27 protein-coding genes and 5 pseudogenes are annotated in these 25,956 nt (G+C 41.5%); 14 read left to right on the forward strand and 18 right to left on the reverse strand.

The annotated features are described in order from the left end of the window. The first annotated feature begins 739 nt into the window (after positions 1 to 739). From cml to ACN20O_RS10060, 5 genes and pseudogenes are all read left to right on the forward strand, one after another. Positions 740 to 1,939 carry a CmlA/FloR family chloramphenicol efflux MFS transporter gene (gene cml / locus ACN20O_RS10040; protein WP_491633817.1) on the forward strand — a complete coding sequence of 400 codons (1,200 nt, stop codon included), beginning with the start codon at positions 740 to 742 and terminating at the stop codon, positions 1,937 to 1,939. Positions 1,940 to 2,056: 117 nt separating this feature from the next. Further along, the gene (locus ACN20O_RS10045) at positions 2,057 to 2,608 is read left to right on the forward strand and encodes a chloramphenicol phosphotransferase CPT family protein (protein WP_491633818.1); all 552 of its coding nucleotides are present in this window, start codon (positions 2,057 to 2,059) and stop codon (positions 2,606 to 2,608) included. A gap of 188 nt (positions 2,609 to 2,796) precedes the next feature. Continuing rightward, positions 2,797 to 3,195: pseudogene (locus ACN20O_RS10050) on the forward strand (MFS transporter); the annotation flags it as partial. Continuing rightward, positions 3,192 to 3,827, forward strand: a complete 636-nt coding sequence (catB, locus tag ACN20O_RS10055) for a type B chloramphenicol O-acetyltransferase (RefSeq protein ID WP_491633819.1) — start codon at positions 3,192 to 3,194, stop codon at positions 3,825 to 3,827. The pseudogene ACN20O_RS10050 and the gene catB, both read left to right, overlap by 4 nt. Positions 3,828 to 4,522: 695 nt before the next feature. Then, entirely contained in the window at positions 4,523 to 5,068 is a 546-nt protein-coding gene (locus tag ACN20O_RS10060) for a GNAT family N-acetyltransferase (protein ID WP_491633820.1), read from the forward strand. 277 nt (positions 5,069 to 5,345) lie between these two features. Here the strand turns inward: ACN20O_RS10060 and ACN20O_RS10065 are convergent. From ACN20O_RS10065 to ACN20O_RS10080, 4 genes and pseudogenes are all read right to left on the reverse strand, one after another. After that, positions 5,346 to 5,507, reverse strand: a pseudogene (locus ACN20O_RS10065) (tRNA-binding protein); the annotation flags it as partial. Next, positions 5,504 to 6,304, reverse strand: coding sequence for a class D beta-lactamase (gene blaOXA, locus ACN20O_RS10070; protein ID WP_491633821.1), 801 nt, complete (start codon positions 6,302 to 6,304; stop codon positions 5,504 to 5,506). The pseudogene ACN20O_RS10065 and the gene blaOXA, both read right to left, overlap by 4 nt. A 3-nt stretch (positions 6,305 to 6,307) precedes the next feature. Beyond that, positions 6,308 to 7,009 carry an alpha/beta hydrolase family protein gene (locus tag ACN20O_RS10075; protein WP_491633822.1) on the reverse strand — a complete coding sequence of 234 codons (702 nt, stop codon included), beginning with the start codon at positions 7,007 to 7,009 and terminating at the stop codon, positions 6,308 to 6,310. Between the two features lie 21 nt (positions 7,010 to 7,030). Further along, on the reverse strand, positions 7,031 to 7,222 hold the full coding sequence (locus ACN20O_RS10080; RefSeq protein ID WP_491633823.1) for a hypothetical protein: 192 nt from the start codon (positions 7,220 to 7,222) through the stop codon (positions 7,031 to 7,033). 131 nt (positions 7,223 to 7,353) lie between these two features. Between ACN20O_RS10080 and ACN20O_RS10085 the strand changes: the two are divergent. The 3 genes and pseudogenes from ACN20O_RS10085 to ACN20O_RS10095 all read left to right on the forward strand — a co-directional run. Beyond that, positions 7,354 to 7,503 (forward strand): annotated as a pseudogene (locus ACN20O_RS10085) (thymidylate synthase); the annotation flags it as partial. A 27-nt stretch (positions 7,504 to 7,530) separates the two neighbouring features. Further along, positions 7,531 to 8,040, forward strand: a complete 510-nt coding sequence (gene dfrA20 / locus ACN20O_RS10090) for a trimethoprim-resistant dihydrofolate reductase DfrA20 (RefSeq protein ID WP_491633824.1) — start codon at positions 7,531 to 7,533, stop codon at positions 8,038 to 8,040. 3 nt (positions 8,041 to 8,043) lie between these two features. Further along, a pseudogene (locus tag ACN20O_RS10095) lies at positions 8,044 to 8,241 on the forward strand (toprim domain-containing protein); the annotation flags it as partial. A gap of 185 nt (positions 8,242 to 8,426) precedes the next feature. Here the strand turns inward: ACN20O_RS10095 and ACN20O_RS10100 are convergent. Together ACN20O_RS10100 and sul2 are read right to left on the reverse strand one after the other, a co-directional pair. Then, positions 8,427 to 8,603: pseudogene (locus ACN20O_RS10100) on the reverse strand (phosphoglucosamine mutase); the annotation flags it as partial. An 86-nt stretch (positions 8,604 to 8,689) separates the two neighbouring features. Next, entirely contained in the window at positions 8,690 to 9,505 is an 816-nt protein-coding gene (gene sul2 / locus ACN20O_RS10105) for a sulfonamide-resistant dihydropteroate synthase Sul2 (RefSeq protein WP_001043260.1), read from the reverse strand. Positions 9,506 to 9,962: 457 nt separating this feature from the next. Here sul2 and tet(G) point away from each other — a divergent pair, with 457 nt between their 5' ends. Further along, complete coding sequence (tet(G), locus tag ACN20O_RS10110) at positions 9,963 to 11,138, forward strand: tetracycline efflux MFS transporter Tet(G) (RefSeq protein WP_043619026.1); 1,176 nt, start codon at positions 9,963 to 9,965, stop codon at positions 11,136 to 11,138. A 223-nt stretch (positions 11,139 to 11,361) separates the two neighbouring features. Here the strand turns inward: tet(G) and ACN20O_RS10115 are convergent, their stop codons facing one another. After that, positions 11,362 to 11,538 (reverse strand): hypothetical protein, encoded by a 177-nt coding sequence (locus tag ACN20O_RS10115; RefSeq protein WP_491633825.1) that lies wholly within the window; start codon positions 11,536 to 11,538, stop codon positions 11,362 to 11,364. Positions 11,539 to 12,023: 485 nt separating this feature from the next. Here ACN20O_RS10115 and ACN20O_RS10120 point away from each other — a divergent pair, with 485 nt between their 5' ends. After that, positions 12,024 to 12,830 carry an aminoglycoside adenylyltransferase family protein gene (locus ACN20O_RS10120; RefSeq protein ID WP_464121075.1) on the forward strand — a complete coding sequence of 269 codons (807 nt, stop codon included), beginning with the start codon at positions 12,024 to 12,026 and terminating at the stop codon, positions 12,828 to 12,830. A gap of 340 nt (positions 12,831 to 13,170) precedes the next feature. Here the strand turns inward: ACN20O_RS10120 and ACN20O_RS10125 are convergent, their stop codons facing one another. The 8 genes from ACN20O_RS10125 to ACN20O_RS10160 all read right to left on the reverse strand — a co-directional run bounded on the left by ACN20O_RS10125 (position 13,171) and on the right by ACN20O_RS10160 (position 18,184). After that, on the reverse strand, positions 13,171 to 13,707 hold the full coding sequence (locus ACN20O_RS10125; protein WP_491633826.1) for a recombinase family protein: 537 nt from the start codon (positions 13,705 to 13,707) through the stop codon (positions 13,171 to 13,173). A gap of 371 nt (positions 13,708 to 14,078) precedes the next feature. Beyond that, positions 14,079 to 14,246 (reverse strand): CGNR zinc finger domain-containing protein, encoded by a 168-nt coding sequence (locus ACN20O_RS10130; protein ID WP_491633827.1) that lies wholly within the window; start codon positions 14,244 to 14,246, stop codon positions 14,079 to 14,081. A gap of 247 nt (positions 14,247 to 14,493) precedes the next feature. Beyond that, positions 14,494 to 15,150, reverse strand: a complete 657-nt coding sequence (locus ACN20O_RS10135; protein WP_491633828.1) for a hypothetical protein — start codon at positions 15,148 to 15,150, stop codon at positions 14,494 to 14,496. Positions 15,151 to 15,339: 189 nt separating this feature from the next. After that, a complete protein-coding gene (locus ACN20O_RS10140; RefSeq protein ID WP_491633829.1) occupies positions 15,340 to 15,501 on the reverse strand; it encodes a hypothetical protein in 162 nt (53 codons plus the stop codon). Between the two features lie 17 nt (positions 15,502 to 15,518). Continuing rightward, on the reverse strand, positions 15,519 to 15,803 hold the full coding sequence (locus ACN20O_RS10145) for a recombinase family protein (RefSeq protein WP_491633830.1): 285 nt from the start codon (positions 15,801 to 15,803) through the stop codon (positions 15,519 to 15,521). Positions 15,804 to 16,079: 276 nt separating this feature from the next. After that, positions 16,080 to 16,769, reverse strand: a complete 690-nt coding sequence (locus tag ACN20O_RS10150) for a glycosyltransferase (protein WP_491633831.1) — start codon at positions 16,767 to 16,769, stop codon at positions 16,080 to 16,082. Further along, on the reverse strand, positions 16,732 to 17,289 hold the full coding sequence (locus ACN20O_RS10155) for a glycosyltransferase (protein WP_491633832.1): 558 nt from the start codon (positions 17,287 to 17,289) through the stop codon (positions 16,732 to 16,734). The genes ACN20O_RS10150 and ACN20O_RS10155 overlap by 38 nt, the downstream gene beginning before the upstream one ends. A 76-nt stretch (positions 17,290 to 17,365) precedes the next feature. Continuing rightward, the gene (locus tag ACN20O_RS10160; protein WP_491633833.1) at positions 17,366 to 18,184 is read right to left on the reverse strand and encodes a LysR family transcriptional regulator; all 819 of its coding nucleotides are present in this window, start codon (positions 18,182 to 18,184) and stop codon (positions 17,366 to 17,368) included. Positions 18,185 to 18,279: 95 nt separating this feature from the next. Here ACN20O_RS10160 and ACN20O_RS10165 point away from each other — a divergent pair, with 95 nt between their 5' ends. Genes ACN20O_RS10165 through ACN20O_RS10180 form a run of 4 tightly spaced genes read left to right on the forward strand, consistent with a single transcriptional unit; the run spans position 18,280 to position 21,790 of the window. Continuing rightward, entirely contained in the window at positions 18,280 to 19,221 is a 942-nt protein-coding gene (locus tag ACN20O_RS10165; protein WP_491633834.1) for an L-tyrosine/L-tryptophan isonitrile synthase family protein, read from the forward strand. Between the two features lie 28 nt (positions 19,222 to 19,249). After that, positions 19,250 to 19,900, forward strand: a complete 651-nt coding sequence (locus ACN20O_RS10170; RefSeq protein WP_491633835.1) for a TauD/TfdA dioxygenase family protein — start codon at positions 19,250 to 19,252, stop codon at positions 19,898 to 19,900. A gap of 10 nt (positions 19,901 to 19,910) precedes the next feature. Further along, on the forward strand, positions 19,911 to 21,143 hold the full coding sequence (locus ACN20O_RS10175; protein ID WP_491633836.1) for a cytochrome P450: 1,233 nt from the start codon (positions 19,911 to 19,913) through the stop codon (positions 21,141 to 21,143). Beyond that, positions 21,143 to 21,790, forward strand: a complete 648-nt coding sequence (locus ACN20O_RS10180; RefSeq protein ID WP_491633837.1) for an HAD family hydrolase — start codon at positions 21,143 to 21,145, stop codon at positions 21,788 to 21,790. Before ACN20O_RS10175 ends, ACN20O_RS10180 begins: the two co-directional genes overlap by 1 nt. On the opposite strand, the gene ACN20O_RS10185 is transcribed toward ACN20O_RS10180, so the two are convergent. The 3 genes from ACN20O_RS10185 to ACN20O_RS10195 are packed head-to-tail and all read right to left on the reverse strand — an operon-like array spanning position 21,779 to position 25,943. Next, positions 21,779 to 22,870, reverse strand: coding sequence for a hypothetical protein (locus ACN20O_RS10185; protein WP_491633838.1), 1,092 nt, complete (start codon positions 22,868 to 22,870; stop codon positions 21,779 to 21,781). The two genes, ACN20O_RS10180 and ACN20O_RS10185, sit on opposite strands and share 12 nt — an antisense overlap. Then, positions 22,867 to 24,108 (reverse strand): hypothetical protein, encoded by a 1,242-nt coding sequence (locus tag ACN20O_RS10190; RefSeq protein WP_491633839.1) that lies wholly within the window; start codon positions 24,106 to 24,108, stop codon positions 22,867 to 22,869. The genes ACN20O_RS10185 and ACN20O_RS10190 overlap by 4 nt, the downstream gene beginning before the upstream one ends. Then, positions 24,105 to 25,943: a type 1 periplasmic-binding domain-containing protein gene (locus tag ACN20O_RS10195; protein WP_491633840.1), complete on the reverse strand. Its 1,839-nt coding sequence runs from the start codon at positions 25,941 to 25,943 to the stop codon at positions 24,105 to 24,107. Before ACN20O_RS10195 ends, ACN20O_RS10190 begins: the two co-directional genes overlap by 4 nt. Between the last annotated feature and the right edge of the window lie 13 nt (positions 25,944 to 25,956).

Below are 25,956 nucleotides of genomic sequence, written 5' to 3' on the forward strand. Positions count from 1 at the left end.
TTAATAATAAAAAAGCCCCGTGGGTTAAACGGGGCTTAATATAATTTCACTCATTGCTGAGATCATTACCAAAATAATGGGGTCGTGTTCGTAAGCGGACACACTCATTTATAGAGCAGTATTTCTGCCCCAGCGAAAAAAGTAATTGACCTTCTTAGTGTAAAAAATCCAATGAGTCGCTACTGAGTCTATAATTACTATGAGTTACTATCAAAGAAGAAGGTAAATACAACAACAATGGGGAGAACAGTAAGTTTTAGCCAACTTTTATTAAACGAAAGTCTCTTAACCCAAAAGGTAACTTTCTCAATCTTTTCTTTTCTCTTAATATCCTCAATGGATACAGTCCTGTCACCACTCAAATAAAGAGAGAGAAGTTCATGCGAAGTCTAAATAAGACCGTCCCGTAAATTTCAGCCGAATCCGACAAAAAGGCGTGAAGATTTCCTTTAAATAGAGAGACCGAGGGTCATCCTTTTCCTAAAAAAGGGGGGGGCCATGGTTCCAAGATGTAAAATCGAGGGCTAATTCAGGCTATACTTGTTTGAGAGTTGGTTTTAAACTTTACCAGTGCTTGACAACAATCAGGAATGTTGTTACGCTATATTAATTATGAATAGTGATCCCTCCTCAGATAAGTAAGCCGCAGCAATATTCTCTATTGTTGCGGCGATAATCCCACAGGCATTGTTCTCGGAAATATCGCCGGCGAAGTTTATTCCTTTTTTTAGGAGTTCTTATGTCAGGCAAATTGTCTAATGACTGGAATTATTCTCTTTCTTCGGCCCTATTGTTAATGGCGCCTTTTGATCTTTTAGCTTCTCTTGCTATGGACGTTTACCTCCCAGCTATCCCGAAAATGCCGGAAGCTCTTAACACATCACCATCAGTGATCCAGCTAACTCTTAGTCTCTATATGGTCACACTTGGACTGGGGCAGTTATTCTTTGGTCCTTTGTCTGATCGTACCGGGCGCAGAAAAGTGGTGCTAATAGGTGCTTTGCTTTTCACAATTTCCTCCTTCGTTCTAGTTTTCACGAGCAATGGTTATCTTTTTTTAGGAGCACGAGTTTTTCAGGCATTGGGTTCTTCAGCTGCTCTTGTGGCAACCTTCGCTACAGTCAGAGATGTCTATGCAGATAAACCGGAAGGAAATGTCATATATAGTCTCTTTAGTTCAATGCTTGCTTTTGTTCCAGCTCTAGGACCAATCTTGGGAGCCATCCTTGCCTATCTATATGGCTGGAGAATGATATTTATTTTCCTTGGAGGAATTGGTTTGATGGCGTTTATCCATGCTCTACTTCGATGGCGTGAAACGAAGCCTTCGTCTGTGACGAAGGAAAATATCTCGGTACCAGTGATTTTTAAAAGTATGTCCTTTTGGATTTATACATTAGGTTTTAGTACAGCAATGGGGTCTTATTTTGTTTTCTTTTCTACAGCGCCCAAGGTTTTGATGGAAAAAGTTGGACTGTCTCAAATGCATTTCAGTTTTGTATTTGCTTCGGTCGCAATCGTCATGATTGTAGTTTCACATTTTGCCAAATCTTTCGTCACAAAGTGGGGAACAAAGGGGAGTCTCATCAGGGGACTCATAATAATCCTCATGGGATCAATTATCCTTACCGGATGTAATAACTTGATGGATCTTTCTATCGCCTCTTTTGTTTTGCCTATGTGGGTGATCGCTGTTGGAATGATCTTTATTGTTTCCGTTACCGCAAACGGTGCACTTGAAGAGTTCCCGCATATGGCGGGAACAGCTGTGGCTTTTTATTATTGTCTTCAAAGTCTGATTGTATCTGTAGTAGGAACCGCAGTAACCTTACTTTTGCCTGGAGATAGCGCCTGGCCCCTCATCGCGTTTACCTCTGTATTACCGGTGTGTACTTTTATGTTAATGGGCGTGGAATATTTAATGAGAAAATCCATATGAAAAACCAGGCACTCGGAGCTATCCAGGTTTCGAGTGCCTGGTTCTGTGACTGAAGTTTGATATCGATATAAAAAGCAGGTAGATTTATAAAAGACGTGAACCAATAAGGAATACGACATGGATGCTTTAAATCACGACGGAAGTATTATTTTACTCAATGGTGCTTCTAGTGCAGGGAAAACAACTTTATGTAAAAACATCCGGGATGTTATTCCGGCGCCTTTCATTCACTTCTCGCTGGATTTTATTATGTTTGATGCAGATGTACTTCCAAAAAACAGAAATGTGCCAGAACTTGGTATTACATGGAAGCAAATGCGGCCAAAGATCTTTGAAGGATTTTATCGATGTCTTCCAGCCTTCTTGTCCGCTGGGAATAATCTTTTAGTTGATATAATCATCGAAGATGAAAATCAAAAAAAGCGCCTGCTTGAGCTACTTTCACCTTACGACGCGTTCTACGTGGGTGTTCATTGTGGCCTTGAAGTTCTACAAGAGAGGGAGAAACTCAGAGGAGATCGAAGAGTAGGTGATGCCGAACAGGATTTCAAAACAGTTCATTCATTTCTAAAGTATGATATGGAAGTTAATTCTGAGGAATCGGCGGAGATAAATAGTCGTAAAATAGTTGAGGCATGGCTTAAAAGAAAAAGCTTAAAGGTTAAGTAGAGCTTCTATATATTTAAATGATAAAAAGTTACTTGGACTTAAATAAGACCGTCCCGTAAATTTCAGCCGAATCCGACAAAAAGGCGTGAAGATTTCCTTTAAATAGAGAGACCGAAGGTCATCCTTTTCCTAAAAAAGGGGGGGGCCATGGTTCCAAGATGTAAAATCGAGGGCTAATTCAGGCTATACTTGGAGCGGTTGCATTAGGGACATTTGCAGGTGGACCAATAGGGGATCGTCTTGGAAGAAAAATGATCATTTGGATTTCATTTTTAGGTGTGGCACCTTTTTCGTTACTTCTTCCTCATATGGATCTTTTTTGGACATGCTTCTTAGCTGTTCTAATTGGTTTAATTATGTCTTCAGCATTTGCAGCACTTGTTGTCTATGCTCAAGAGATTATTCCTGGACGAGTAGGGACTGTGTCTGGTATAATGTTTGGACTTATGTTTGGCATTGGTGGAATTGGGGCCGCAGCACTTGGAAATCTTGCTGATGTATACGGTGTGATATGGGTTTATAAAGCAGTTTCTTTTTTACCTTTATTAGGATTTGCGACTGCTTTTCTGCCGAAAGTGAAAATATGAAGAATTTTTTTGAAAGTCCTTTTAGAGGAAAACTTTTATCTGATCAAGTAACGAACCCCAATATTATTGTGGGGAAGTATAGTTATTACTCAGGATACTATCATGGACACTCATTTGATGATTGTGCAAGATACCTTATGCCTGATAGGAGTGATGTTGATAAACTCATCATTGGCAGCTTCTGTTCTATAGGTTCTGGAGTTTCATTTATTATGGCCGGAAATCAAGGTCATCAATCAGAATGGATTTCAACTTTTCCTTTTCACTTCATGCCTGAGTTTGAAATCTTTCAAGATGCTAAGAATGGTTACGAAGCCGCTGGCGATACTGTTGTTGGAAATGATGTTTGGATTGGATCGGAAGCTATGATTATGGCCGGAGTAAAGATCGGTCATGGTGCGATCATTGGTAGTCGTGCCCTTGTGACAAAAGATGTCGAGCCTTACACCATTGTTGGTGGAAGTCCTGCAAAGCCCATTCGTAAAAGATTTTCAGAGGAAGAAATAGCATGGCTTCTCGAAATGAATTGGTGGGACTGGTCAGATGAAATGCTTAAAGAGGCCATGCCACTCATGACGGAGAAGAGCGTGAAAGATCTTTATTCGTTTTGGAAGAGTAAGAAAAATTCTTAGTCTTACTATTTCGGACTGAGTAAAGTAGCTAATCTTTCTGGATTTCTCATGCCATAGATACACGCAATTTTTCCTTCAAAGAATTCAAAAGAAAGAATCGTGTGAAAAATCCAAGTCCCATTTTTAGATTTTTCTGAAATTATAATCCCAGGTCTTGCGTTAACCTTATGAAATTCAATTTTAAAAAAAGGTGAATGAAAAATCCCTGAAGCACCAATTTGAAGCATAAATTTTAAATAAGACCGTCCCGTAAATTTCAGCCGAATCCGACAAAAAGGCGTGAAGATTTCCTTTAAATAGAGAGACCGAAGGTCATCCTTTTCCTAAAAAAGGGGGGGGCCATGGTTCCAAGATGTAAAATCGAGGGCTAATTCAGGCTATACTTCTACGTCGCCAGCGACGAGAACTCGGGGCAGTTACTCCTTCGCGCCGAACTTAGGCGACTGCTCGAACTCGATCAGCATCAACGTCAATCCGGACGCGGGTTCAGCGGCCAGCTAAAGCCACACGAGCGGGTCGTTGCGCACCTGGTCTCGCGTTAGGGCCGTTCCATCGCGATCGTCTGCAACGGGTCGCGAGCGGGCATCGCGGTGCCGCCCGGAAACGGACCTTGCCATCTTGCCGACAACTGGACCACCCCGAAGTCCCAGAGGGGTGGCTTGCAGACATCCCCGCGCTCAAGTCAGAATGATCTGATGATTTCCATTCGACCCGCGAGCTTGCCCGCCGACGCCTCAGCGATCGAAGCCATAGACACCTCATTTACTACGAGCGAGGTCTTTGATGTGGAGGCAGGATCCGCACAGATAAGCCTGCGTTTGAGGGCATTGGGCGCACCCCTCCAAAAGCGCTTTCCGCTTGATGACCTCCGAAGCGACAGTCGCCCCTACACGATGTCATGGGTGGCGCTACGTGGCGCCTCTATCGTCGGATTTGCAGCAGTTTCGTTCGAGACTTGGAACGGCCGGCTAGTGCTCTGGCATTTTTACGTCGATCCGACCTCTCGAAGGGAAGGCGTCGGGCGTCGCCTGATCGAAGTCGTGAAGGCGCACGCCGTCGACTGCGGGGCACGTCATATTTGGTTGGAGACTAGCTCACTGAATGTGCCGGGGGTGAACGCCTATGGCGCTTTGGGCTTCAGCCTAACCGGGGCTGACCTGACCTTGTATGATGGCACGCCCTCTGAAGGTGAGATCGCGCTGTTCTATTCGCGTGGCGTGAGAGCACAGCCACCTCTTTAGAAATCAGATGCGAACTTTCGCTCGGGGCCGTAGGCGGAAGCACGCCTTCTGCCGAAGAGCGGACTACGAGGCTCTTCGATCAGCGCCTGACCGATCACTAGAGGAACGCGTCATTCCAGTTCTTAATATAGATAAACAGTTCAAAAAAGCCAAATTTCCTTAAAAAATCCTAAAAAAAGAATTTTATAAGCGGCCATTAGGCCCTCATTTTTCTCTACAAGGGGGGATTCGATCGATTCCCTTATGGAATTATTGCTCTAATCCTTCCTATCGACTGCACAGTCACCTGAGCTGACGTTTGCAATACGCCAACCTCAGGTCCAAAATCTGCCCACACCTTAAATGCCGGTTTTTTTGCTCTTGGAAATTCTTCTACTTTCACAATCGTGCCAGAGCGCAAATTCACACGCTCAAATTCTTCATATGTTATTGTTGTCATTTGTTACCTTCAATCTGATCTATAATTTTTTCCATTTTTTCTTTTGCATCTGCTTTGGCACGCTGACTGGCGCCAATCTCTTCTTTTTTATCGTCTTCTATGTGGTTTGAAAAAATAATTCTTCTATCGCCTTTTTCAATCCAACCAATGAACCAGCCATGATATAAATCAGGATTTTTTGTGCCATCAGCATTTAATAAGCTGCCCATTCCTGTTTTGCCATAAAACTTCCAGCCGTTTTTTAACTCTTCTACAAATAGGATATTTTTTGTCATAGCTACTGCATGCGGCTTAATAGGCAATGTGCCCGCTAGCATCTTCTGTAAAAAGGCGACTTGCTCTGCGCTTGAAATCTGCAGAGAACTCGATAACCAAGCATTTGTAAGGCCGTTGTTTGATCCTTTGTCTCCTGTTAGGTCCTTATTGCCGTAATCAAATTTTGTGACATACTCTTGAAATTTTTTCATACCAAGTTCTTTTGTTAAAACTTGGCTATACCAAACACAGGATTCTTTCATCCAGCTTTTGGGGGTTTGATCTTGCTTCCAAACCTCTCGCCAATCAACATAGCCTTCTTTAAAAGGCCATACAGGGTGCATTTCATCGACAAGAATGCCCGAATCAAACCCTATTAAACTAAGTGGTATTTTAAAAGTAGACATAGGAGCATAGCGCTTTTCCGGGTCACCTTCGCTTTTTAAAACTTTTCCATTTTCTTTTGCAATAAAACAGCTGTCGGCAAACGCAGCACCCGCTGATAACATAATAGAACATAACAATAAAATAACTTTTTTCATGATTTACCTATCTAAAAATTGAATAATGGATTTTTGAATTTCATCCTTAATTTCAGGACTCCCTCGATCACATAAATCTATGTGCCGAGCTCCTTTCACATAAATAACCCCCACGCCGGACTCAGGAACAACGCCTTCATCTGGTTCATCATCTATTGCTCCAAAACGCAAAATCTCCAATTTCGGATTTCTTGGGAAAGGATACCTTCTGCTATCAAGTGAAATAATCTTTGAAACCATTTCGGGATGAGTCTGAGCCAGCATCATAGACATATCGCCGCCGTTAGAATGGCCTATTAAAATCACCTTGTTCAGATCCAACTGTGGCTCTATCTTTTTTAGTTCATTCATCACAAATAAAATGTTTTGAACGCCACGTTCCCACAGGGGTTTTCTTCTATCAAATAGATTTCCTGTTGTAGGAAGAGGTTTATCTGTCTCCAGATCATGCTGTATACTCACCACAAAATATCCATGTGTTGCAAGGGCATTTGCGATAAATGAATATTCCGTGTTTTTAACACCATAACCATGGCTGATGATCACCACAGACTTATTTATCGTATCCCCTTGATAAATAACCACGGGGACATTTCTGCCTCGACCCTTGTCAAACATATCGAGCGTTTTGCTTTCCAAAGCATAAGCATTACTTGCAATGATGAATGCGAATAATACAAGGTATAGATTTTTAAAGTATTTCATTAAACTACCGCCATGTAAATCTTATTTAAAATCCGTTGCTGAGAAACATATGTTTTTCTTAGAAAATTCATCAAGAATAAATTTAGTCGTTTCAGCAATCGCTTTATCAGCCTGCTGCGCATTATCTTTTTTATTTGAAAATGTATAAATTGCTAGTACTATTGGCTTACATGCAGGCGACCATACAATTCCTAATATAGATAAACAGTTCAAAAAAGCCAAATTTCCTTAAAAAATCCTAAAAAAAGAATTTTATAAGCGGCCATTAGGCCCTCATTTTTCTCTACAAGGGGGGATTCGATCGATTCCCTTATGGAATTATTGCTCTAATCCTTCCTATCGACGCTAAGCTTCAATTATCTAGAGAATTACGTCCACTTCCAACAATGAAAATAAATCCAGATGTTAAAGATATTTTCTCTTTTAAATTTGAAGATTTTGAATTAGTTGGATACGATCCGCATCCACACATTAAAGCAGCTGTTGCAATTTAATTAGCTTTAAAATATAAGGAAACAGAAATGGGTATTAAATATAGCTTAATTGTTGCAATTGGGAAACACCGAGAAATGGGTGCTAACAATGATTTGCTTTGGCACTTACCAAGAGATATGCAATTTTTTAAGGAAACGACAACGGGTCACGCTGTTGTAATGGGAAGAAAAAGTTGGGAATCTATTCCTCAGAAGTACAGACCGCTTCCAAATCGTTTAAACTTCGTTTTAACACGAGATAAAAACTATAGTGCAGAAGGTGCAACAGTGATTTATGATTTAAAAGAAGTCGCACAACATCTTGAAGGAAAAGACTTAACATGCTTCATTATTGGTGGTGCTCAAATCTACCAACTGGCCTTAGAAACAGGACTTTTAAATGAAATGTATGTCACACAAGTACATAACACATTTGAAGAAGCTGACACCTTTTTCCCTTTTGTAAATTGGGGAGAATGGGAAGAAGAAGATATTTTAGAACAAGATAAAGATGAAAAACATCTTTATTCATTTAATATAAAGAAATTTACGCGTTAATTCATGAAAGTTTGCATTGCTGAGAAACCAAGTGTTGCCAAGGATATCGCTGCCATTATCGGTGCTAATACTCGTAAAGATGGGTATTACGAAGGTAATGGATATCAAGTAACCTGGACTTTCGGGCATTTGTGCACGCTTAAAGAACCAAACGATTATTTACCAGAATGGAAATATTGGGATTTAAGAAAATTGCCCATGGGAGTATAGGAAGAATAAACGCCGTTTTTCTCTTAATATAGATAAACAGTTCAAAAAAGCCAAATTTCCTTAAAAAATCCTAAAAAAAGAATTTTATAAGCGGCCATTAGGCCCTCATTTTTCTCTACAAGGGGGGATTCGATCGATTCCCTTATGGAATTATTGCTCTAATCCTTCCTATCGACTTCAAGCATATAGCCCGACAGGCGCGTATCCTTGCCGATCACGACACGATGGCGGTGGTCACCGCGACGAAAGACACGGCCAGCCGCCATGCCGACGCGCAAGGCGGTTTCCGCCGTCATCGCGCCTTCGTTGGCTTTGCCACGAATACCGTCTGTGCCGAAATATTTGCGCACCATAAGGTCGATTATCCTGTCGTCGGGTCGCCCTCAAAGGGGACATGCCTGCTGAACCGCGAATATAGAGAAATATCCCGAATGTGCAGTTAACGAATTCTTGCGGTTTCTTTCAGCGCCGCCAATACCGCCAGCCCGTCGCGCAAGGGGCGCGGCTCGTGTGTGCGGATGAAGTCAGCTCCACCTGCGGCGGCGGCAAGCTCTGCAGCGAGTGTCGCGGCCCCGACATCCCCCGGACCACGGCCTGTGAGCGCGCGCAGAAAGGATTTGCGCGAAACAGACAGAAGCACCGGCAAATCGAAGCGCAGCCGCAATTCATCGAACCGCGCCAGCACCGAGAGCGAGGTTTCGGGAGCAGCCCCCAGAAAAAACCCCATGCCGGGATCAAGGACAAGGCGGTTGCGTTTGATACCGGCACCCGTCAGCGCCGCGATGCGCGCGTCAAAGAACGCCGCAATGTGATCCATGATGTCGCCAGCGGGTGCCTCGCGCCGATCTGCCTGCCCGTCTTGCACCGAATGCATAACGACGAGTTTGGCAGATGATTTCGCCAATTGCGGATAGAACGCAGCGTCTGGAAAACCGCGAATATCATTGAGATAGGCCACACCACGCGACAAGGCATAGGCTTGCGTCGCGGGTTGATAACTGTCGAGCGAGACGGGAATGCCATCTGCCTTGAGCGCGTCCAGCACCGGCGCGATACGCGCGATTTCTGTGTCGGACGAAACAGGCGCGGCGTCGGGATTGCTGGATGCCGGACCGAGGTCGATCACATCTGCCCCCTCGGCCATCAGCTTACGCGCCTGCGCAATGGCTGCGTCTGGCGCCAGATACCGGCCTCCATCGGAGAAACTGTCCGAGGTTATGTTGACGATGCCGAAAATGATGAGCGATTTATTCATGGGGGCTTCTATAATAATAATAATCGAGCATGAGTCTCATACGGATGCTCGGGTCGAAAGGGAATCCCCAGGCGAGTAACCTGTTTGCGGTGATCCATTAGCTGCAGGAGCAGAAGAGCATACATCTGGAAGCAAAGCCAGGAAAGCGGCCTATGGAGCTGTGCGGCAGCGCTCAGTAGGCAATTTTTCAAAATATTGTTAAGCTTAATATAGATAAACAGTTCAAAAAAGCCAAATTTCCTTAAAAAATCCTAAAAAAAGAATTTTATAAGCGGCCATTAGGCCCTCATTTTTCTCTACAAGGGGGGATTCGATCGATTCCCTTATGGAATTATTGCTCTAATCCTTCCTATCGACCTCCTTCGTCAACGCTTGACAATTTATCACCGATAAGTACTATGTCCATATACTTATCGATGATAAAGTCGCTCGCGCTTGAGCGGCACTGGAGTTTCAGGTGCACAGCTCTGCCATCATTGCCCTGCTGATCGTGGGTCTCGACGCCATGGGTCTCGGCCTCATCATGCCGGTCCTTCCAGCGCTTCTGCGCGAGCTTGTGCCGACGGAGCAGGTCGCTGGTCACTATGGTGCCTTGCTGTCGCTCTATGCGTTGGTGCAGGTCGTCTTCGCGCCCCTGCTTGGACAACTTTCGGATGCTTACGGTCGGCGTCCGGTGCTTCTGGCTTCTCTCGCGGGAGCCGCAGTCGATTACACGATCATGGCATCTGCGCCGGTCCTGTGGGTGCTTTATATCGGCCGACTCGTCTCCGGCGTCACGGGAGCAACCGGAGCCGTAGCTGCTTCAACCATTGCCGATTCGACGGGGGAAGGTTCGCGCGCACGGTGGTTCGGCTACATGGGGGCCTGCTATGGTACGGGCATGATTGCCGGGCCAGCTCTTGGTGGTATGCTCGGCGGTATTTCTGCTCATGCTCCGTTTGTCGCCGCTGCCCTTCTCAACGGGATCGCGTTCCTGCTTGCCTGCATTTTCCTCAGGGAGACTCGTCGCGGTCATGGCAAGACCGGAAAGTCGGTTCACATCGAACCATTGGTTCTGTTCCGGCTGGACGATGCGTTGCGTGGGCTAACTGCGCTTTTCGCAGTTTTCTTCATTATTCAACTGATTGGCCAAGTGCCGGCGGCCCTATGGGTCATATATGGTGAGGATCGTTTTCAGTGGAACACCACGACCGTCGGCTTGTCGCTCGCGGCGTTTGGAGCAACACATGCGATTTTTCAAGCGTTTGTTACCGGCCCTCTTTCAAGCCGACTTGGAGAACGGCGCACGCTGCTGTTTGGCATGGCCGCGGATGCGACTGGCTTCATTCTTCTGGCTTTTGTCACGCAGGGATGGATGGTGTTTCCGGTTCTGTTGCTGCTTGCCGCCGGGGGTGTCGGCATGCCGGCCTTGCAGGCAATGCTTTCGAATAATGTCAGCAACAACAAGCAGGGAGCCTTGCAGGGAACGCTTACGAGCCTCACCAATTTAAGCGCCATCGCGGGACCGCTTGGCTTTACGGCACTCTATTCTGCCACCGCCGGAGCATGGAACGGTTGGGTTTGGATTGTCGGTGCGTTTCTTTATGTAATGTGCTTGCCAATGCTCCGCAGGCCTTTCGCCACTTCGTCGTGATTGAGATCGTAGCGGATAGGCATGGGCAGGCTGAAGAAAAAGAGCAGGTTAAATCCGCCAAGCCATCAACTTAGTTTGGGGCGCATTCTTAATATAGATAAACAGTTCAAAAAAGCCAAATTTCCTTAAAAAATCCTAAAAAAAGAATTTTATAAGCGGCCATTAGGCCCTCATTTTTCTCTACAAGGGGGGATTCGATCGATTCCCTTATGGAATTATTGCTCTAATCCTTCCTATCGACTTTGCCTTCCTCTTTAAACTCTTCCCATAGGATTTGAAGAGGAACATCGTTGACCTGATAATCTCGATTGACGTCCTCCCAAGAGAAGAGGATTTGGGACTCTGGAAGTGTTGAAGATGAAGTCTCGGTAAGATACTTATGAACGGTTTTTCGTGACATTTTCAAAGTCCTAGCAATGGCCCGTTCTTTGAACCCTAGACCTTTGAGGCGGTGGATTTCTGATTGTTTGTTCATGCTGACTGGCCTCCGTGCCATGAGTTCTCCTTGATGAGTTTTGGAGAATTATCTCATGGCGAAAAGACCAACAGATTTGTTCGGGAATTAACTCAGAAAGTGGTCCCCATAATAGGAAATTGGGTGGTCCCCTTTGAGGAAATCAAGTGGTACCCATTCAGGAAATTGGCCGGTCCCCTTTCAGGAAATTCGGCACTTAAATATCTGAAATACCTTCATTTACACTTTGTCACTGTCAAATCTTTTGACATGTAATCTTTACTCAAATGGGCTGAAATTTTCCAAACTGATCAGAAAAGCAAATAGAATGTGTTCATAAGACGAATTTTAATCATTTCCTTATTGACCGCCGATCTAGAGCTGGGATATGTAGTTAGGAATTTTATTTGCATCCCCTTCTGCGAGACACTATGACTTCCGAGATCCCCGCATCCATCCAAAAACAAGTCGATGAAGCTGCTTCAATTATTCGGAAGCATCTCGGACGACACCTGATAGCTACTTATCTATATGGATCTGCTCTTGATGGAGGCCTGAAACCTGAGAGCGATATCGACCTATTCGTTGTCGTCAATAACTCGCTGTCAGAATCTAATCGCAAGCAGCTCATGACTGAAATGCTGTCAGTTTCTTCATATCCTGCTGCACATGGCATTCGACCTATTGAAGTCACGGTCGTCGATGCTCGAACTCTTAAACCTTGGGTTTACCCACCAAAACGGGAGCTTCAACTCGGAGAATGGCTCCGTAAGGACATCGAATCTGGCTCATTCGAATCTCCAAAAGCTGATCCGGACCTGGCGATCCTGATCACCAAGATTAGAAAGTCCAGCATCGCTCTTCACGGCCCATCTGCGATGGAAATCTTCGACGAGGTTCCGGAGGCGGACCTCAAAAAGGCTTTGCTAAGTACCCTCCAGCAATGGCAGTCAGTAAACGAGCTCCGGGGGGATGAGCGAACCATCGCCTTGGCGATCGCTCGCATTTGGTTTACGGCCTTGACCGGGACCATTACTTCGAAGGACAAGGCCGCAGAATGGCTCATTCCGCAGGTGCCGATACATCATGCCAAGCTCCTCACTGAAGCCCGCAATGGATATCTAGGAATAGCGCCTGATCGTCTCGCCGAGAAGCACCAGGAATTACTCAACTTTGTCACGTATGCTCAAAGCAAACTCGAAAAAACTCTAAGCGGCGATACGGCGAAGCGGCTCTAATTTATATTCCCGATCAGTACGAGAGCATGAGCCTTAAAACTTCAAACGTCGATATTCTCAAACTTTTCCCATCAAAATCATCCGAATAATGACACTAGATTTTAGTCTACATCGTGCTCATTTAAACAAATAATTGATTAATAAAATTCAGCCGTTGATTTTCTTCGGCTGATTTTCGCTACCTACTTGGCAATGTCATCGCCTTTGGCCACTTCGAGGCTTTCGATTCCATTATCAATTGCATCTGAGCCTTGCGAACTTGGATCAAGATTTTTGGTAGATTGCCACTAGTAACAGCGGCAAAGGCTAATACAACTGCAATTTTAATTAAGCTGTTCACTTAGTTCTCCTGTTTGTCGTTGTGTCTTTTGATGATATAGCCGACCGTTGGTTGGCTCCATTTTAAGGCGTGTCTTGGTTTTAATTTTTGTTCATTCAGTTTACGAGCAATTTCACAATGGCTTTTGCCTTGTTCAGCCCACTTCAAAATAAGTTTCAGTGTTGATTGTTCTTTTGGGTCTTTGTGAAGAAGTCCATCGACCAAACAGAAGCCATAAGGAGCGGTTTTAATACTTCTTGTTTTGTGCTTTTTATTATTACGGAGTTGGTTGTTGGAGTGGCTTCTCAATTCCACATTAGACGCAGTGAGATGGCTGTTTACGGTCGTTTTCCCGATACCTAGCTGTCTGGCAATCGCGCTTGTCGAGTAGCCTTTTTCATATAATTCGGCTGTTTTTTGTGAAACTACTTGTTTTACAAGGAGAGAAATGTCAATAATATCGTGAGGTTGGGCTTGGTGGTTTATTGGTCCATGAGCGCAACCAAAAATTTCCCCTTTAAAATCCGATACATACAAAATAAAATGACCATGACGCAATCATGTTTTTTCACTATTTTTTTCAAAAAAGTGCCACAAAAGTGCCACGGCCAACAGAATTTAACCGAAATCCACCGAACACTTTTAGCCTGAAATAGAAAAAAGCTCGGCCACTTTTTTAATATTGTCTGCAATTAAATGGGTGTAGTCATGGTGGTGGTGATTTCCTCATGTCTGAAAATCTAATGTCCATCTTTCCTCCTAGAAAGTGTTGTTGAAGTAAAAAAAAATTTTAATTGAGAAATAAAAAATTGTAGGCGAATGAAGATAGTTATTCGTGGTGAACTTGATTTATGTTCACCATGATCATGTCTGAATTAATTTGAATGTTTATCGTAAGCAGTGTTCACGGTTACCGTTAACACAAATTTTTAAATTGATTTTTTCCTTCTCATTTTTTTAACTCTAAAATGTGAACCACAACTCGATGAGCACCATTTTTGATTTAGTTTTCCGATAAAATATTTTTGGCACTCCTTTAATTCGCAAAGCTTTAATCCCTTAAAAGCTCCACTAGCAAGTAAGTGGGAGGAGGTCACGGCAACTAAGAAATAAATTAGTAGCTAAGTCTTTTCCAATTATCTGAACTGACGACTTCCAGATTTGAGCCATCTGGATAGTTAAAGGTTTCCTCATACATCAAACAGTTTTTTTCTGACGGACTGTTTTTGCAATTTTTCACTTTGTCGCGCTTTACATTCCTGTTGACTTGTAAAAGACAAGAAGACAAAAGAGATGTCGCCAGAATCATTAAGAATATTTTGAACAAGGGATTTATTTGTTTCATCAAAATGGCCTCACATAGTAAATACGAAAATTGTCTATCTGAATCTGTTCATTTCCTTTGGAAGATATTGGGTTTGCACTTGTTGTAGAAAAAGCGAAGCCAACCTCTCCTTTAGTTAGAATAGGATAATCCTGATTGGGTGTTGATCTTTCATTTTCAGTTCCAGAACCTAGGGTGTAGGTGACCATTAGTTTTCGATTGATATATCCACTTAGAACACCATCTTTGATTTCACATCCTATTTTAACATTGCCGGCCTGAAAGTCAGCAGGAGTCAAAACGTCATACTTTATAAGCTTACTTCTATCAGTAGGAATTGATGTATCTCCGTTGCGTTGAGTTGCTACGAAAAAATCATATATCCCGTTGCCATCGTAATCACCAAATCGGCAATAGTAACTATCGTTAATTGTTTGATGTCTCATAAGAATGAATAGCTCTTCGCCGCTATCAAACTTACCAGTGACATCTAATTCGACATATCCTTCTGTAAAATCCCCAAATCTCTTAAAAGCAACTCCAGGAAATGGAGTATTGTTATCGTCATTGTAAAAGGCAGCCTTACCATTTTTAATTCCGACTTCCTGACAGGAGTATAGAACAAACATCAAACACGCTAAAAGACAATTTAGTGAATACTTAGATCGTTTTAACATAAATAGAATTCCCTCGAAGAGGACCGTACTTTGTTTATGTTCGGTATAAACAGAATTAAACTATAAACTAAAATTTAACGTATAATGGTGTCATACGTTTTTTTAGGAAGATAACTTTGCCCTGTCGGAAAATTTAGATATGAAAACCGGCACAGAAAGTTGGCATCTAAGAGTCGAACCTGGCTGTTGTTATCTACTTGGCAGAGTCATTCCTTTTGGCCACTTCGATGCTTTCGATTCCATGATGAGCTGAAGCTGCGCTTTGCGGACTTGGCTAAGAATCTTGGGGAGATTGCCACTTGAGACTGCGGCAAAGGCCAATACGACTGCGATTTTGATTAGACTGTTCATGTGATCCTCCGATCAGGTTATTGTTCTTGATGACGTTTAATGATGTAGCCAACCGTTGGCTGGCTCCACTTGGTTGCATGACGAGGTTTAAGCTTTTGCTCATTGAGTTTTCTGGCAATGGCACAGTGGCTTTGTCCTTGCTTGGCCCACTTTAAAATGAGTTTTAAAATAGATTGTTCTTTTGGATCTTTGTGAAGAAGACCATCGACCAAGCAGAAGCCATACGGAGCGGTTTTAATGCTTCTTGTCTTAGACTTCTTCTTGTTATGAAGTTGGTCGTTGGAATGGCTTCTCAATTCCACGTTGGAGGCCGCCAGATGGTTGTTTACGGTCGTTTTCCCAATGCCTAGCTGTCTGGCAATCGCTCTCGTTGAGTAGCCTTTTTCATATAATTCGGCTGTTTTTTGAGAAACTACTTGTTTTACAAGAAGAGAAATGTCAATAATATCATGAGGTTGGGGATGGTGGTTTATTGGTCCATGACCGCAACCAAAAATTTCAAATACTTACCCCATCCATTTTTACCTAGTCAGATTTAGCAGAGAATAAATCAAGCGCGATTCATTTTGCGTTGGATTTTAGATTTTTGCGGCCTTTAAAGGGCGACAGAGAGTTCTTTGATCAGAAAAGTTAAGTTTCTTCTCGATAAATTGAATGATTTTGTGGACCCCGTTAGTCAAGGTTGGCCCTTGGGTAAGAAGAGCTTCGCGAATCATAGGATTCATGTAAGTGCTTTCGACTATTGTTTTTAATGAATAGGATCTTTGCGATAAAACCTGGACTCCAAGTGATAGCTTTTCAACTTGAACGGCATTGATAAAGTGATCATTGGCTATAGGGATGATAATTTGAGGAACCTTGAAGTAGAGGGCCTCGTTAATACTGTTCATTCCACCGTGATTGATAAAGATGCCTGCAATCTTTAAAAGTGCCTGCTGAGGAATAAATTCTTCTACGATGATATGCCCGGAAAGCGATGAAAAGTGATCTTTTATGAGCTCTACATTTTGAGAGCTGCCAACTGCTAAGACCAATTTAGTGTCAGTGCTGTCTTTATATTCTTTAATAAGTTCAATGAAGTGATGAAGGAGCTCTGGTCTCTCTTTTAAAACAATTGTTCCAAACGACATGACGATCATTTTTTGGTTTTTAGCTGGCAGGTATTTTGAATCGAGTTTTTCCTGTGGGAGTATTTGGGCCCCGGTGAAAAAGAAGTCTTTGCCTGAATAGTTAAAGTGGAGTGTTGAAGCCTTTTGTAGTGAAGACAATATTATGATCACCATAGGCCCCCAGGGCCAGTTCAAGCGAAATATTCAATTGGAAGTTGGATTTAAAAAATGCAATGGCGTCTTTATTGGCCTGATCAATCTCTATATGATTTTGAGAAAAGGCCTTCTGAATTTCTTCAGGTGTAAAAGCAAGAGTGGTCACTGTGCAGAAGGCGGGAATGTTATAGATTTGTCCTAAAATATACCCCCAAGGTGCCATAGAATCATAAAGAAGGAAGTCGGGACGAACCTTCTCGATCTCATCTTGAAGGAAGGGGAGAAGTCCTCTGGCCGCAGGAATGTTCTGAAGCACAAAGTTCTTATTGGGATTGTAATCACTGGCGGAGTAATCATCTCTGCCGTAGTTTTTAAATTTTGCACCAGTGCTCTCAATGTGGCCCTGACGTGAAGGAGAGGAGTGATAAATAATCTCGACACCCCGGCGGCAAAGCTCAGAGACAAGTGGGAGAGTCGGTCTAATATGCCCAACCCCAAAAATGTTATAGTAGATGGCCTTCATGCCCCTTTATTTATGATAGAAGGGGGATTTAAACAATTGATGTCGAGTTATAATGATTATAGGCAAAAACCTATATTTATAGAGGGATGAAAGACTTCTTTAGCTCCTCAAAGATCATTTTCCCTTCATTCGACTTAAGGATTTCCGGGTAACAAACCAGGGCCAGTTTATCTTTGTAAGTGGGAGTATGAGGTACTTTCTTTAAATCACATTTTTGGGCTAGGACGACTTGTGAAGGGATAATTCCAATACCTGCGCCTGAGTCAACGAGTTGGGCCAGAAGCTCAAGGTTTGAGACTTCAATTCTCTCTGTGGGAGCATTCTTCCATTTAGAGATAATGGCCTGAGATTGAATTAATTCCGGATTATAAATGAGTCTTTTGCGGTAGAGCTTTTTAGACTCGAAGACGGCAACTTCATCTTCACCGATAAGTTTAGTAATGAGTCCTGGGATTGGCAGCGGGTTCATGACCAGACCAAAATCAACTTCGCCAGAAGCAACCTTTTTGTTAATTTCCATTGAGGATTCATTGATAATTTGCAGGTCAATATTAGAAGCAAATTGATTCATTGATTTAAGAAATCTTCCTAAGAGAAACATTCCAACGGAAGGGTGACAGCCGATCTTAAAAGAAAGATTGGTGGGATTTCCTTTAATCTTAAATAGCGTTTTTAGGGCGTGATGGGCCTCAGGTAAAATCATTCTTCCTTGAGGTGTGAGTTTAATCCCATGTCTTCCGCGGATAAAAAGCGGAGTTCCAAGTTCACTTTCTAATTTCTTAATGGCCAGAGACAATGAAGGTTGGGCCATTTCCAGCTTTTCAGAAGCTTCTGAAAGAGTTTTTGAATTGGCCACGACAACGAAATTCTCTAAATCTTTGAATGTTACGCCCATATTTGTAAATACCTATATTAAACATTGGTTATATCTAATTTTTAAATGATTGGGATTTGTTTATCAATAGTAAAAATAAATTCCGGGGGGAAAATATGGAAGCAGTAAGAAATGAAACAATCCTAAATGAGAAAGAAGCGCTTTCAACAATTTACAAGGCCGTCCTTGCATTATCTAGCTACGATAACCTGGAAAGCGTGACCTATTCAGATATCCCAATCCTTAAAAATGTAACAAAGCAGATTTTAAATAATGTTCAATTGACCTTCTTGTTGCCGGCTTTTCCGGCAAAAAGCCCGAGTCCGGAAAAGACATCGGGGATTCACCCGGATTTGGGAGAAGTCCTGGCGTTAAAAGGCCTGGATGAAATGTGTAAGAAGATCTCTGCTGTTTATACTCCAGGAGCAAAGGTAGTGATCTGTTCAGATGGGAGAGTCTTTAGTGATGTCGTCTCGGTTCCGGATACTCATATTGATGAGTATGGAGAGTGGATTGAAAATATTATTAAAGAGTTCAATTTCTCTAACCTTTCAACTTTTTCAATGGATGACTTATACCCAGATACAAAGGGAGATCAGCTCCGTGAAAGGCTTATCTGGCGTTACGCTAAATCGACTGATGAAATTAGGTTCTTAGTTATCAACGATGACAATTACCGTTCACTGTTTAATGGAGTTCATAAGTTCATGATGGAAGATCATGGTGCTTTAAGTGAAAACAAAGCGCTTTCTAAAAACCAACTTAGTAAGAAAACTAAACTCTTAACTTATGAATTGATCAGAAGATCAGATGCCTGGTCTGAGCTTTTGACAGATAAATTTGGTGATGTGGCGAGGTTATCGATTCATGCTTATCCCATTACTCATCAAAAGTTTGGAGTAAAACTTCTCTCTTCATCAGATAAATGGGCAACTCCCTGGCATAACGTGACTGTAAAAATCGATAACACATTTCAATTAATGCATAAATCGAAGGCCATTGAATTGGGAGCGGTAGAGAAAAAGCACGGAGGTAAGTATGTTTACTTCGAAATCTAGTTCTTTAAAGATCCTTAATTTGGGAGAAATGAGTGATGAAGAACTACTGCAGTATGCTTCCTCTTTAAGTACTAAAGAAGGAAGTCTCAAGGATCAAGTTCTTCATTGGGATTTTGGACCTATCATGCATATGAGATTTGATGAAAGGGCAGCGAATTATTTATTTTCTTCTGAAGAAGTGCCTCTCCATTGGGATGGAGCCTTCTATAAAGAACCATCTCATTTGCTCTTTTATTGTGTCGAAAGCTCAGGGAGCGGAGGAGAGACTGTCTTCGTGAACACTGAAACTTTATGGGAAGACTTGTCTACAGAAGAAAAAAAAGAGTGCGAGAGCATCACTTTAAAATACCGGACGGAAAAAAAGGCACACTATGGAGGAGAAATCCATGTACCTCTTGTTCAGAGGCATCCAGTAAGTGGAAAAAGAATCTTACGTTTGGCCGAAAAAGTAGAAACTTCACTAAACCCTGTTGAACTCATTATAGAAAGTAGCTTGGGAATTGATACAGGCAACTTTTATAAGAAAATGTGCGCAAAGATGTACGACCCCAAATACCTGTATGAGCATTCATGGAAAAAAGGAGATTTGATTGTCTGTGACAACTTTACCTTTTTACACGGTAGAAGAGCGCTAGAGAATAATTTAAAGCGCAGTTTTAAAAGAATTCAAATTTTATAGGAAGATATTTATGCAAAAGGCTACGGGACAATCATTTTTAGACTTTAAGAAAGAATCAAAGACAGAGACATTTCCGCAGGATTTTTCAAATTATATTAAATCATTTGGCGAAACATATTTTTGGGAAAAAGGTAATTTTCATGTTGTGACGAAAGCTGCAGATGCCAGAATGATTTTAACTTCTCCCGAGTTTAGTGCAGATCGTGGAGGTTTTTTTATTTCTCGTATGCCTGAGATGGATCTCTCCTTGATTCAAGATTTTTTTGGAGTTATCCAGAAGATGATGGTTATGAGTGATGATGGAGATCATTCTTCGAGAAGGAAAATTGCGGCAAGAGGATTTGAGGATCATATTTTAGATCGTTTTGCCAAAACAGTTGAAGCGACTGTGAAGAGAATTGTTGCCAACGTAAAAGACAAAAGTTCATTTGAGTTTGTTGAAAGTCTAAGCAAGGAGCTTCCTTCGACTGTTCTTGCCGACCTATTCGGTCTTCCCGAAGAAGACAGGTCAGAGTTTTTTAAATCGGCCAATATTATGACTGGATTTTTTGGAGGAGCAACTAGTTACTTTAATGAAGATGGGATTAGAGTGAATGAAGCGGCTAAATCGCTAAAGAGCTATTTTCAAAATCTCATTAGTGAAAGAAGAGGTGGAAGTGGGCAAGATTATGTCTCGATTCTTCTAAAGGCACAGCTTCACACTGGAATGGATGATGATGAGTTGATCTCACAGCTGATTATGATGTTCGTTGCCGGACAAGTGACGACAACAGATCAGATTAACAATATCATGTTTTTGTTGGCAGCTAATCCTGAAATTCAGAGAGAACTCAAAAATGAGCCCGCCCTTATTGGCAATGCGCTGGAGGAACTAAAAAGAATTGATCCAGCAGTAACTTTTATTTTTAGAGTGGCCAGAGCGCATACAAAGATTGGAGATCAGGAGATAAATCCTGGTGATGTGATCTTTATTTCCAATCATGCTGTTAATAGGGATCTTCCTGCGGAAAGCAGACCAGATGAAATTAATATTAGAAGGGAAGCGAGTCATTTTGCTTATGGGCATGGACCACATTACTGCTTAGGTGCGAAGCTAGGCAGGTTAGAAATCAGGTTGCTTTTTGAAGAGCTTCTTAAAGAGCTTCCTTTGCTGATTCTGGATAAATCAAAAATAAGCAGTAGAGATCATTACTCCTTGTCTTTTTCTGGGTTCACGACTCTTTTTTTGAAACCGGAACTTTAATGAAGAAAAGTATTAAACTTCTTATTTTTGACCTGGATGGCACACTAATAGACTCTCATGAGGATATTGTGAGCACTGTTAATACAACGCTGACCTTTTTTGGAGTTGATGGATTAACTCCTTTGGAAATTAGAAACTCAATAGGAATTGGGATCTTTAATTTAGTCTTAAAAAAACTAGTGGCCAAAGGGATTTATCAAACTGATCTGGCGGCAAAGATTTATAGTGATAATTATCGCAAGTGTATGTTGGAGAAAACATCTGTTTATCATGGGGTGATTGAAGTTTTAGAAGAATTAAAGGCCTATCCAAAAATTGTCTTAACCAATAAATCTAATGAATTCGTAAGACCGATCTTAAGACAGCTTAACCTTGAGAACTACTTCGTGAATATTTATGGGAAAGAATCCTTTTTTAAGAATAAACCAGACCCATATCCTGTGCTGAAAATTGCAGAAGAGTTTGGTGTTCATTCTGAAGAGATATTAATTATCGGCGATTCTGATATTGATATTCAGGCCGGAAAACAGGCAAATAGCTGGGCGATTGGGGTCAGTTACGGTTATGGGGATCTGGAAAGAATGAGACATGAAAAAGCAGACTTTATTGTTCATCACCCTAGGGAGATTTTAAATTTACTTCGTTGATTTAACTAAGTGCTGTAGTGTGGCCTGTCTTGCTTTGGGAAATTTATAACGGAATAGAAATGAATCAATAAGAATGTGCAGAATATTGATCGTTCCGTAAAATGCGTAGGCCAGGTTTCTCACTTTGAACTGTCCGATATATTGATCAGTCACGCCTTTTTCTAAAATGTTAAAGTTTCCAAGGTAAACAGCAAGTCCATTGGAGCGGAATGCAAGAACAATGGCATAAACTGATACTAAAAGAACGACAGAGGCAATTCCAATGATTGTAATAATATCTTTTCTGGATTTTTCAATCTTGGCATAAACGAAGTAATACTCAAGACCATGGACAAGCCTTTGAGTGGCCTGGGCCACAACTGAAACAGGATAAAAAATCCATACAATCATTCTAAGAGAAAAAAGCCCTTTTGAAGATTTCAGCAGCATTCCACTTTTAACAGCAGAGTAAATATAGATAAGGGCCGAAAGGCAGGCCAGAGAAAGCCCAAAAATCTCAAATTGTTTGTTGTAAGCAAAATGAGAAATATCGATAGGGTTTTTGCGGAAGGCCCCAAAAAAACCAGCAATCACTACACCTGTTACCAGACCAGTCGCGCATCGGCGTTCCCAATTCTCCCACTTTCTTAAACCTTCAGAGCTTTCCCCAAAATTATTGTAGAGCAGGGATAGGCCTTTACTTTGATGGATCATGTGAAAGACGGAGATAAAGTAGAGGTCGAGTAGAATAAATGCAAGGAAGACCCATTTCATAATCGGGAACTGGGCTTCGAGGCGATTCATGCTGATGACAAATGAGAAAAAAAGAATAAGGCCTAGAAGAATAAAAGCGGCAAAGAATTTTGGAATGCTTCCAAAATGTTCCTTGGCCCACTCGGCACACTCCGGGCTCTGGCCAACAATATAGATTGTAATGAGATGGTGAAGAGCGCCAAAGTGACTAATGGCCACGAAAAAGGCAATCGAGAAGGCCCACCCCAATTGAAATTCGGCGAAGATGAAGGGAAGAGAGATTAAAGGAAAAATAAGGTTAATCCATTCTCTTTTCGGCGATAAATAGGAATTAGACACTATTTTCATTGAGCAATAATCCATGAGTTGTGTTGGTACATACTATAACTCAAATTCTGACTACAAAAGTCTTTCGTATCAACTAGCTTTTTCAGCTCTGGGTCTGAGCTTCTCTTAGAGTAGAAGATGAAATCCAGGTTTTGAACTTCACTTCTTCGGCAAAACCCCTGAGCGCGGCTAAAGTGCACTAATGGGTCACAATGGATACGGGTTCTAAGCCTAATAGTTCCATCTTTTTTATTTTTTCTGAAACCTTCATCCCAATCAAATTTGATATTCAATTTTTTAACTGATGAATCTTTCATATAAATGGTGAATTCACCATCGCAGACACTTTGAGCATCAAACATATTGAGAGAAAAATATCTTCCTTCTCCTGTCAGGGTGATATCCCCAGGGAAAAAGTACGGAGTGAGCTGAAGAAGAGAAAACAGGCCCAGATAGGTGGCGCCTTGCCAGCTTCCTCCAATAAAAAGAGGAGATTTTTCAGGAGAAGGGAAAATTCGATCAAGCACAAAAATGGCCAGAAGAGAATACATGACCATCGGATAAAAGAACCCAACGATCGGCCAAGAGAAAAGATGAAAGATAAAAACCTGAATGAAGGCAAAATAAAAAAGAGCTTTTTTCTTACTTAGTAAAAAGAAAACAATAAGGAGTTCAAGAATAACAACATATAAAAAGGAAAGACGGTGAAGGCTTTCTGGAAGCCATAGCTTTTCAATTCTATAAATGCCAGCTCCGCTTAACCATTCTTCGTTAAGTTTTATCGTCCCGGCCCAAACATAGAATAGAACAATAACCTGCGGGATAACTTTGCGCTTACTTTTTATAAGCAAGTAGGCAAGTGTCACGGCTAGGGCCATATAGTGTTGATTCATTCTCAGCTGGTAGTCTTGTGCGAATAAAAAAAACTTAAAAAGAGAGAGAATCACAAGTCCTGCATAGGCCCATTTTGTGTATCGGGCAGGAAGTAAAAACAAGACAGTGACGATCATTCCAACTAATAAATACAGGTAGAGAATAAGTTCTATTTGGTTGTAGTTAAAGACTCTGTAGTTAAAGCAGCTTTCAAAAAAAGGCCAGCAGATGGGGGCGATGTTGTTTGAAAGTATTTGAGGAACTCTTAAGTCCATTATCCAATAAAGGAAAGTCCAGATATGGGTTAGTGAAATAAAAGCACCAAACCAACTTAAAGCTTTATCATTTTCAATTTCATGAATGTTGTTTTTTATAAAATTTATCATTGATATTGATTTAAAAGGTTCTGGGTTAAAACGTTAGCTTGATTAGGGCTATAAATATAGATGTTACGGGTAATGATTTTATGATTTTCATCATGGATTACTAATTCATACTTTAAAGAATGAGGAACGTTGTTATAGCTGAAATCAATCTCTAATATTTTAATTGTAGAGGTGAATTCTCTGGGCTTCGTATCTCCCTGGTACCAGCGAGGATGCTTAAAGGTTTTTTCTTCGCCTTTTTTCCACCATCCCAAAGGAAACTTGATTTCATTATAGGCGTAATAGTTCCCTTCTCTTGTATCAAATAATCGTCCGATTCCTTGTAAATCATCGGTCAGTGTAAAGAGCTGAGTTTTAGCTTCAACCTTAGGTGTTTTTGGAGAAATTCTCTTATAGACCAAAAAAGATCGGTTCATTCTTGGGTGAAACCATTGCAGGGCCTTTGATACTTCCTTGGTATAGGTATGTCCTCTTGTATTGGTGTGATTGAAAATTTTATCCCTGCCTTCTTCCATTGAAAGAACCTGATTTCCATCCCATTCGCTTCCGTTCCAAAGTTGAACTGGAATAAAGCGTGAGTCACCCTTGATGGATTTCTTCCAGACATTGTCATTTAGCTTAGCAGGTGAAGTATCCCAGTTTTTAATCAATGTATCTTTTAGGTAGCGTGGAGAATCACAAACTTTCTTTATGGATGGTGTTAGATAAATTTCACTTATTGTTTCTTCCTGGTGAAAAAGAATTGGGCGAAGAGAAAGCCTGAGTCCTTTTTCATCCCATTGAACTTCTCCGGTCAAACTTAAAATAGGAGGAAGTCCAACTAAGCCTTCTTCTTTTAAGAAAGGATTGGCGAATTTTAAAGCTGCTGCCACTTCAAACATGGAATAAGTAAACGCTGAATGGAAGTCGGGTTTATGGTGAAAATTCTGTTCAAACTTTGATTCAAAATCACAGTTGGAAAGAGACCCGCTTCCCTTGTATTCAAGGTCTGGGTGCCAAAACAATGCTTGCCAGCTATTTTTATAGAGCCACGGATGATTCTTCACATAAGAATGAGCTTTCCCATAAGTGATAATCTTAGTGACTTCTGAAAAAAGTTTATCATCTTGAAGCGTGCGAAATGTATCTGGGATATTGTGAGTGATCAAAAATACCCAGTCTTCTTTCTTGATGTCTGTTTTTTTCCATTTTTCTAAGAGAGCAGGAGAGCCTTTCTCTGGAATCCCAATGTCTAATCCAATTGAGATAGAATTTTTACGTAAGTCTTTTCTGGCGAACTCGGCAACATCGTCAAGATAGGGAATGTCTTCGAGATGGATAATGTGTGCGCGTCTCGGTTTTTTTTCTTTTGTTAAAATGAAATCAATTACACCAGATAAATAATCTTCAGTTTTAAAAAAGACATTTATTTGCGATAAAGAAAAGTTCATTTTAGGAGAAGCTGTTACTTGATTAAGGAAGAATAGCTTTTTCTGTTCTCCTGGGGGTAGCTGCTTAACTGCTTCTAAAAATGCATCTGCACCAGATGAACCAGGAGGTCCAAAAATAATTTTTGGATCTTTTTCTTTTAAGAAGCTCATTATTTGTTTTGTGCTCAATTGATCATCTGACTTTGAATCAACAGGATGCAATTCTAAATTGGATTCAGGATGATCGTTGGTATAAAGTTGCGCAGCGTTTAGGATTTTGTATCCTTTCTCTTTCCCTGTTAGAGGAGTTGAGAAATAAACAGGGATAGGTTTTTTTGAAGAAGGAGAGCATGAGGCCAGAGAGCACAGAGTGATCAGACAAATAAATAATAAAAAGGGATTTTGTAATTTATATGTCTTCATCATCCGAACATAATGT

Source organism: Bacteriovorax sp. As-1 (genome assembly GCF_058446905.1).

Excerpts from the sequence above, each read along its gene's own strand:
- ACN20O_RS10135 (WP_491633828.1), bottom strand. The coding sequence starts at position 15,150 with ATGTTAAAACGATCTAAGTATTCACTAAATTGTCTTTTAGCGTGTTTG.
- dfrA20 (WP_491633824.1), top strand. The coding sequence starts at position 7,531 with ATGGGTATTAAATATAGCTTAATTGTTGCAATTGGGAAACACCGAGAA.
- ACN20O_RS10195 (WP_491633840.1), bottom strand. The coding sequence starts at position 25,943 with ATGATGAAGACATATAAATTACAAAATCCCTTTTTATTATTTATTTGT.
- ACN20O_RS10120 (WP_464121075.1), top strand. The coding sequence starts at position 12,024 with ATGACTTCCGAGATCCCCGCATCCATCCAAAAACAAGTCGATGAAGCT.
- ACN20O_RS10075 (WP_491633822.1), bottom strand. The coding sequence starts at position 7,009 with ATGAAATACTTTAAAAATCTATACCTTGTATTATTCGCATTCATCATT.
- ACN20O_RS10175 (WP_491633836.1), top strand. The coding sequence starts at position 19,911 with ATGCAAAAGGCTACGGGACAATCATTTTTAGACTTTAAGAAAGAATCA.
- ACN20O_RS10060 (WP_491633820.1), top strand. The coding sequence starts at position 4,523 with ATGATTTCCATTCGACCCGCGAGCTTGCCCGCCGACGCCTCAGCGATC.
- catB (WP_491633819.1), top strand. The coding sequence starts at position 3,192 with ATGAAGAATTTTTTTGAAAGTCCTTTTAGAGGAAAACTTTTATCTGAT.
- ACN20O_RS10160 (WP_491633833.1), bottom strand. The coding sequence starts at position 18,184 with ATGGGCGTAACATTCAAAGATTTAGAGAATTTCGTTGTCGTGGCCAAT.
- cml (WP_491633817.1), top strand. The coding sequence starts at position 740 with ATGTCAGGCAAATTGTCTAATGACTGGAATTATTCTCTTTCTTCGGCC.
- blaOXA (WP_491633821.1), bottom strand. The coding sequence starts at position 6,304 with ATGAAAAAAGTTATTTTATTGTTATGTTCTATTATGTTATCAGCGGGT.
- ACN20O_RS10190 (WP_491633839.1), bottom strand. The coding sequence starts at position 24,108 with ATGATAAATTTTATAAAAAACAACATTCATGAAATTGAAAATGATAAA.
- ACN20O_RS10165 (WP_491633834.1), top strand. The coding sequence starts at position 18,280 with ATGGAAGCAGTAAGAAATGAAACAATCCTAAATGAGAAAGAAGCGCTT.
- ACN20O_RS10170 (WP_491633835.1), top strand. The coding sequence starts at position 19,250 with ATGAGTGATGAAGAACTACTGCAGTATGCTTCCTCTTTAAGTACTAAA.
- ACN20O_RS10155 (WP_491633832.1), bottom strand. The coding sequence starts at position 17,289 with ATGAAGGCCATCTACTATAACATTTTTGGGGTTGGGCATATTAGACCG.
- ACN20O_RS10045 (WP_491633818.1), top strand. The coding sequence starts at position 2,057 with ATGGATGCTTTAAATCACGACGGAAGTATTATTTTACTCAATGGTGCT.
- sul2 (WP_001043260.1), bottom strand. The coding sequence starts at position 9,505 with ATGAATAAATCGCTCATCATTTTCGGCATCGTCAACATAACCTCGGAC.
- ACN20O_RS10180 (WP_491633837.1), top strand. The coding sequence starts at position 21,143 with ATGAAGAAAAGTATTAAACTTCTTATTTTTGACCTGGATGGCACACTA.
- ACN20O_RS10185 (WP_491633838.1), bottom strand. The coding sequence starts at position 22,870 with ATGAAAATAGTGTCTAATTCCTATTTATCGCCGAAAAGAGAATGGATT.
- ACN20O_RS10140 (WP_491633829.1), bottom strand. The coding sequence starts at position 15,501 with ATGAACAGTCTAATCAAAATCGCAGTCGTATTGGCCTTTGCCGCAGTC.
- ACN20O_RS10115 (WP_491633825.1), bottom strand. The coding sequence starts at position 11,538 with ATGTCACGAAAAACCGTTCATAAGTATCTTACCGAGACTTCATCTTCA.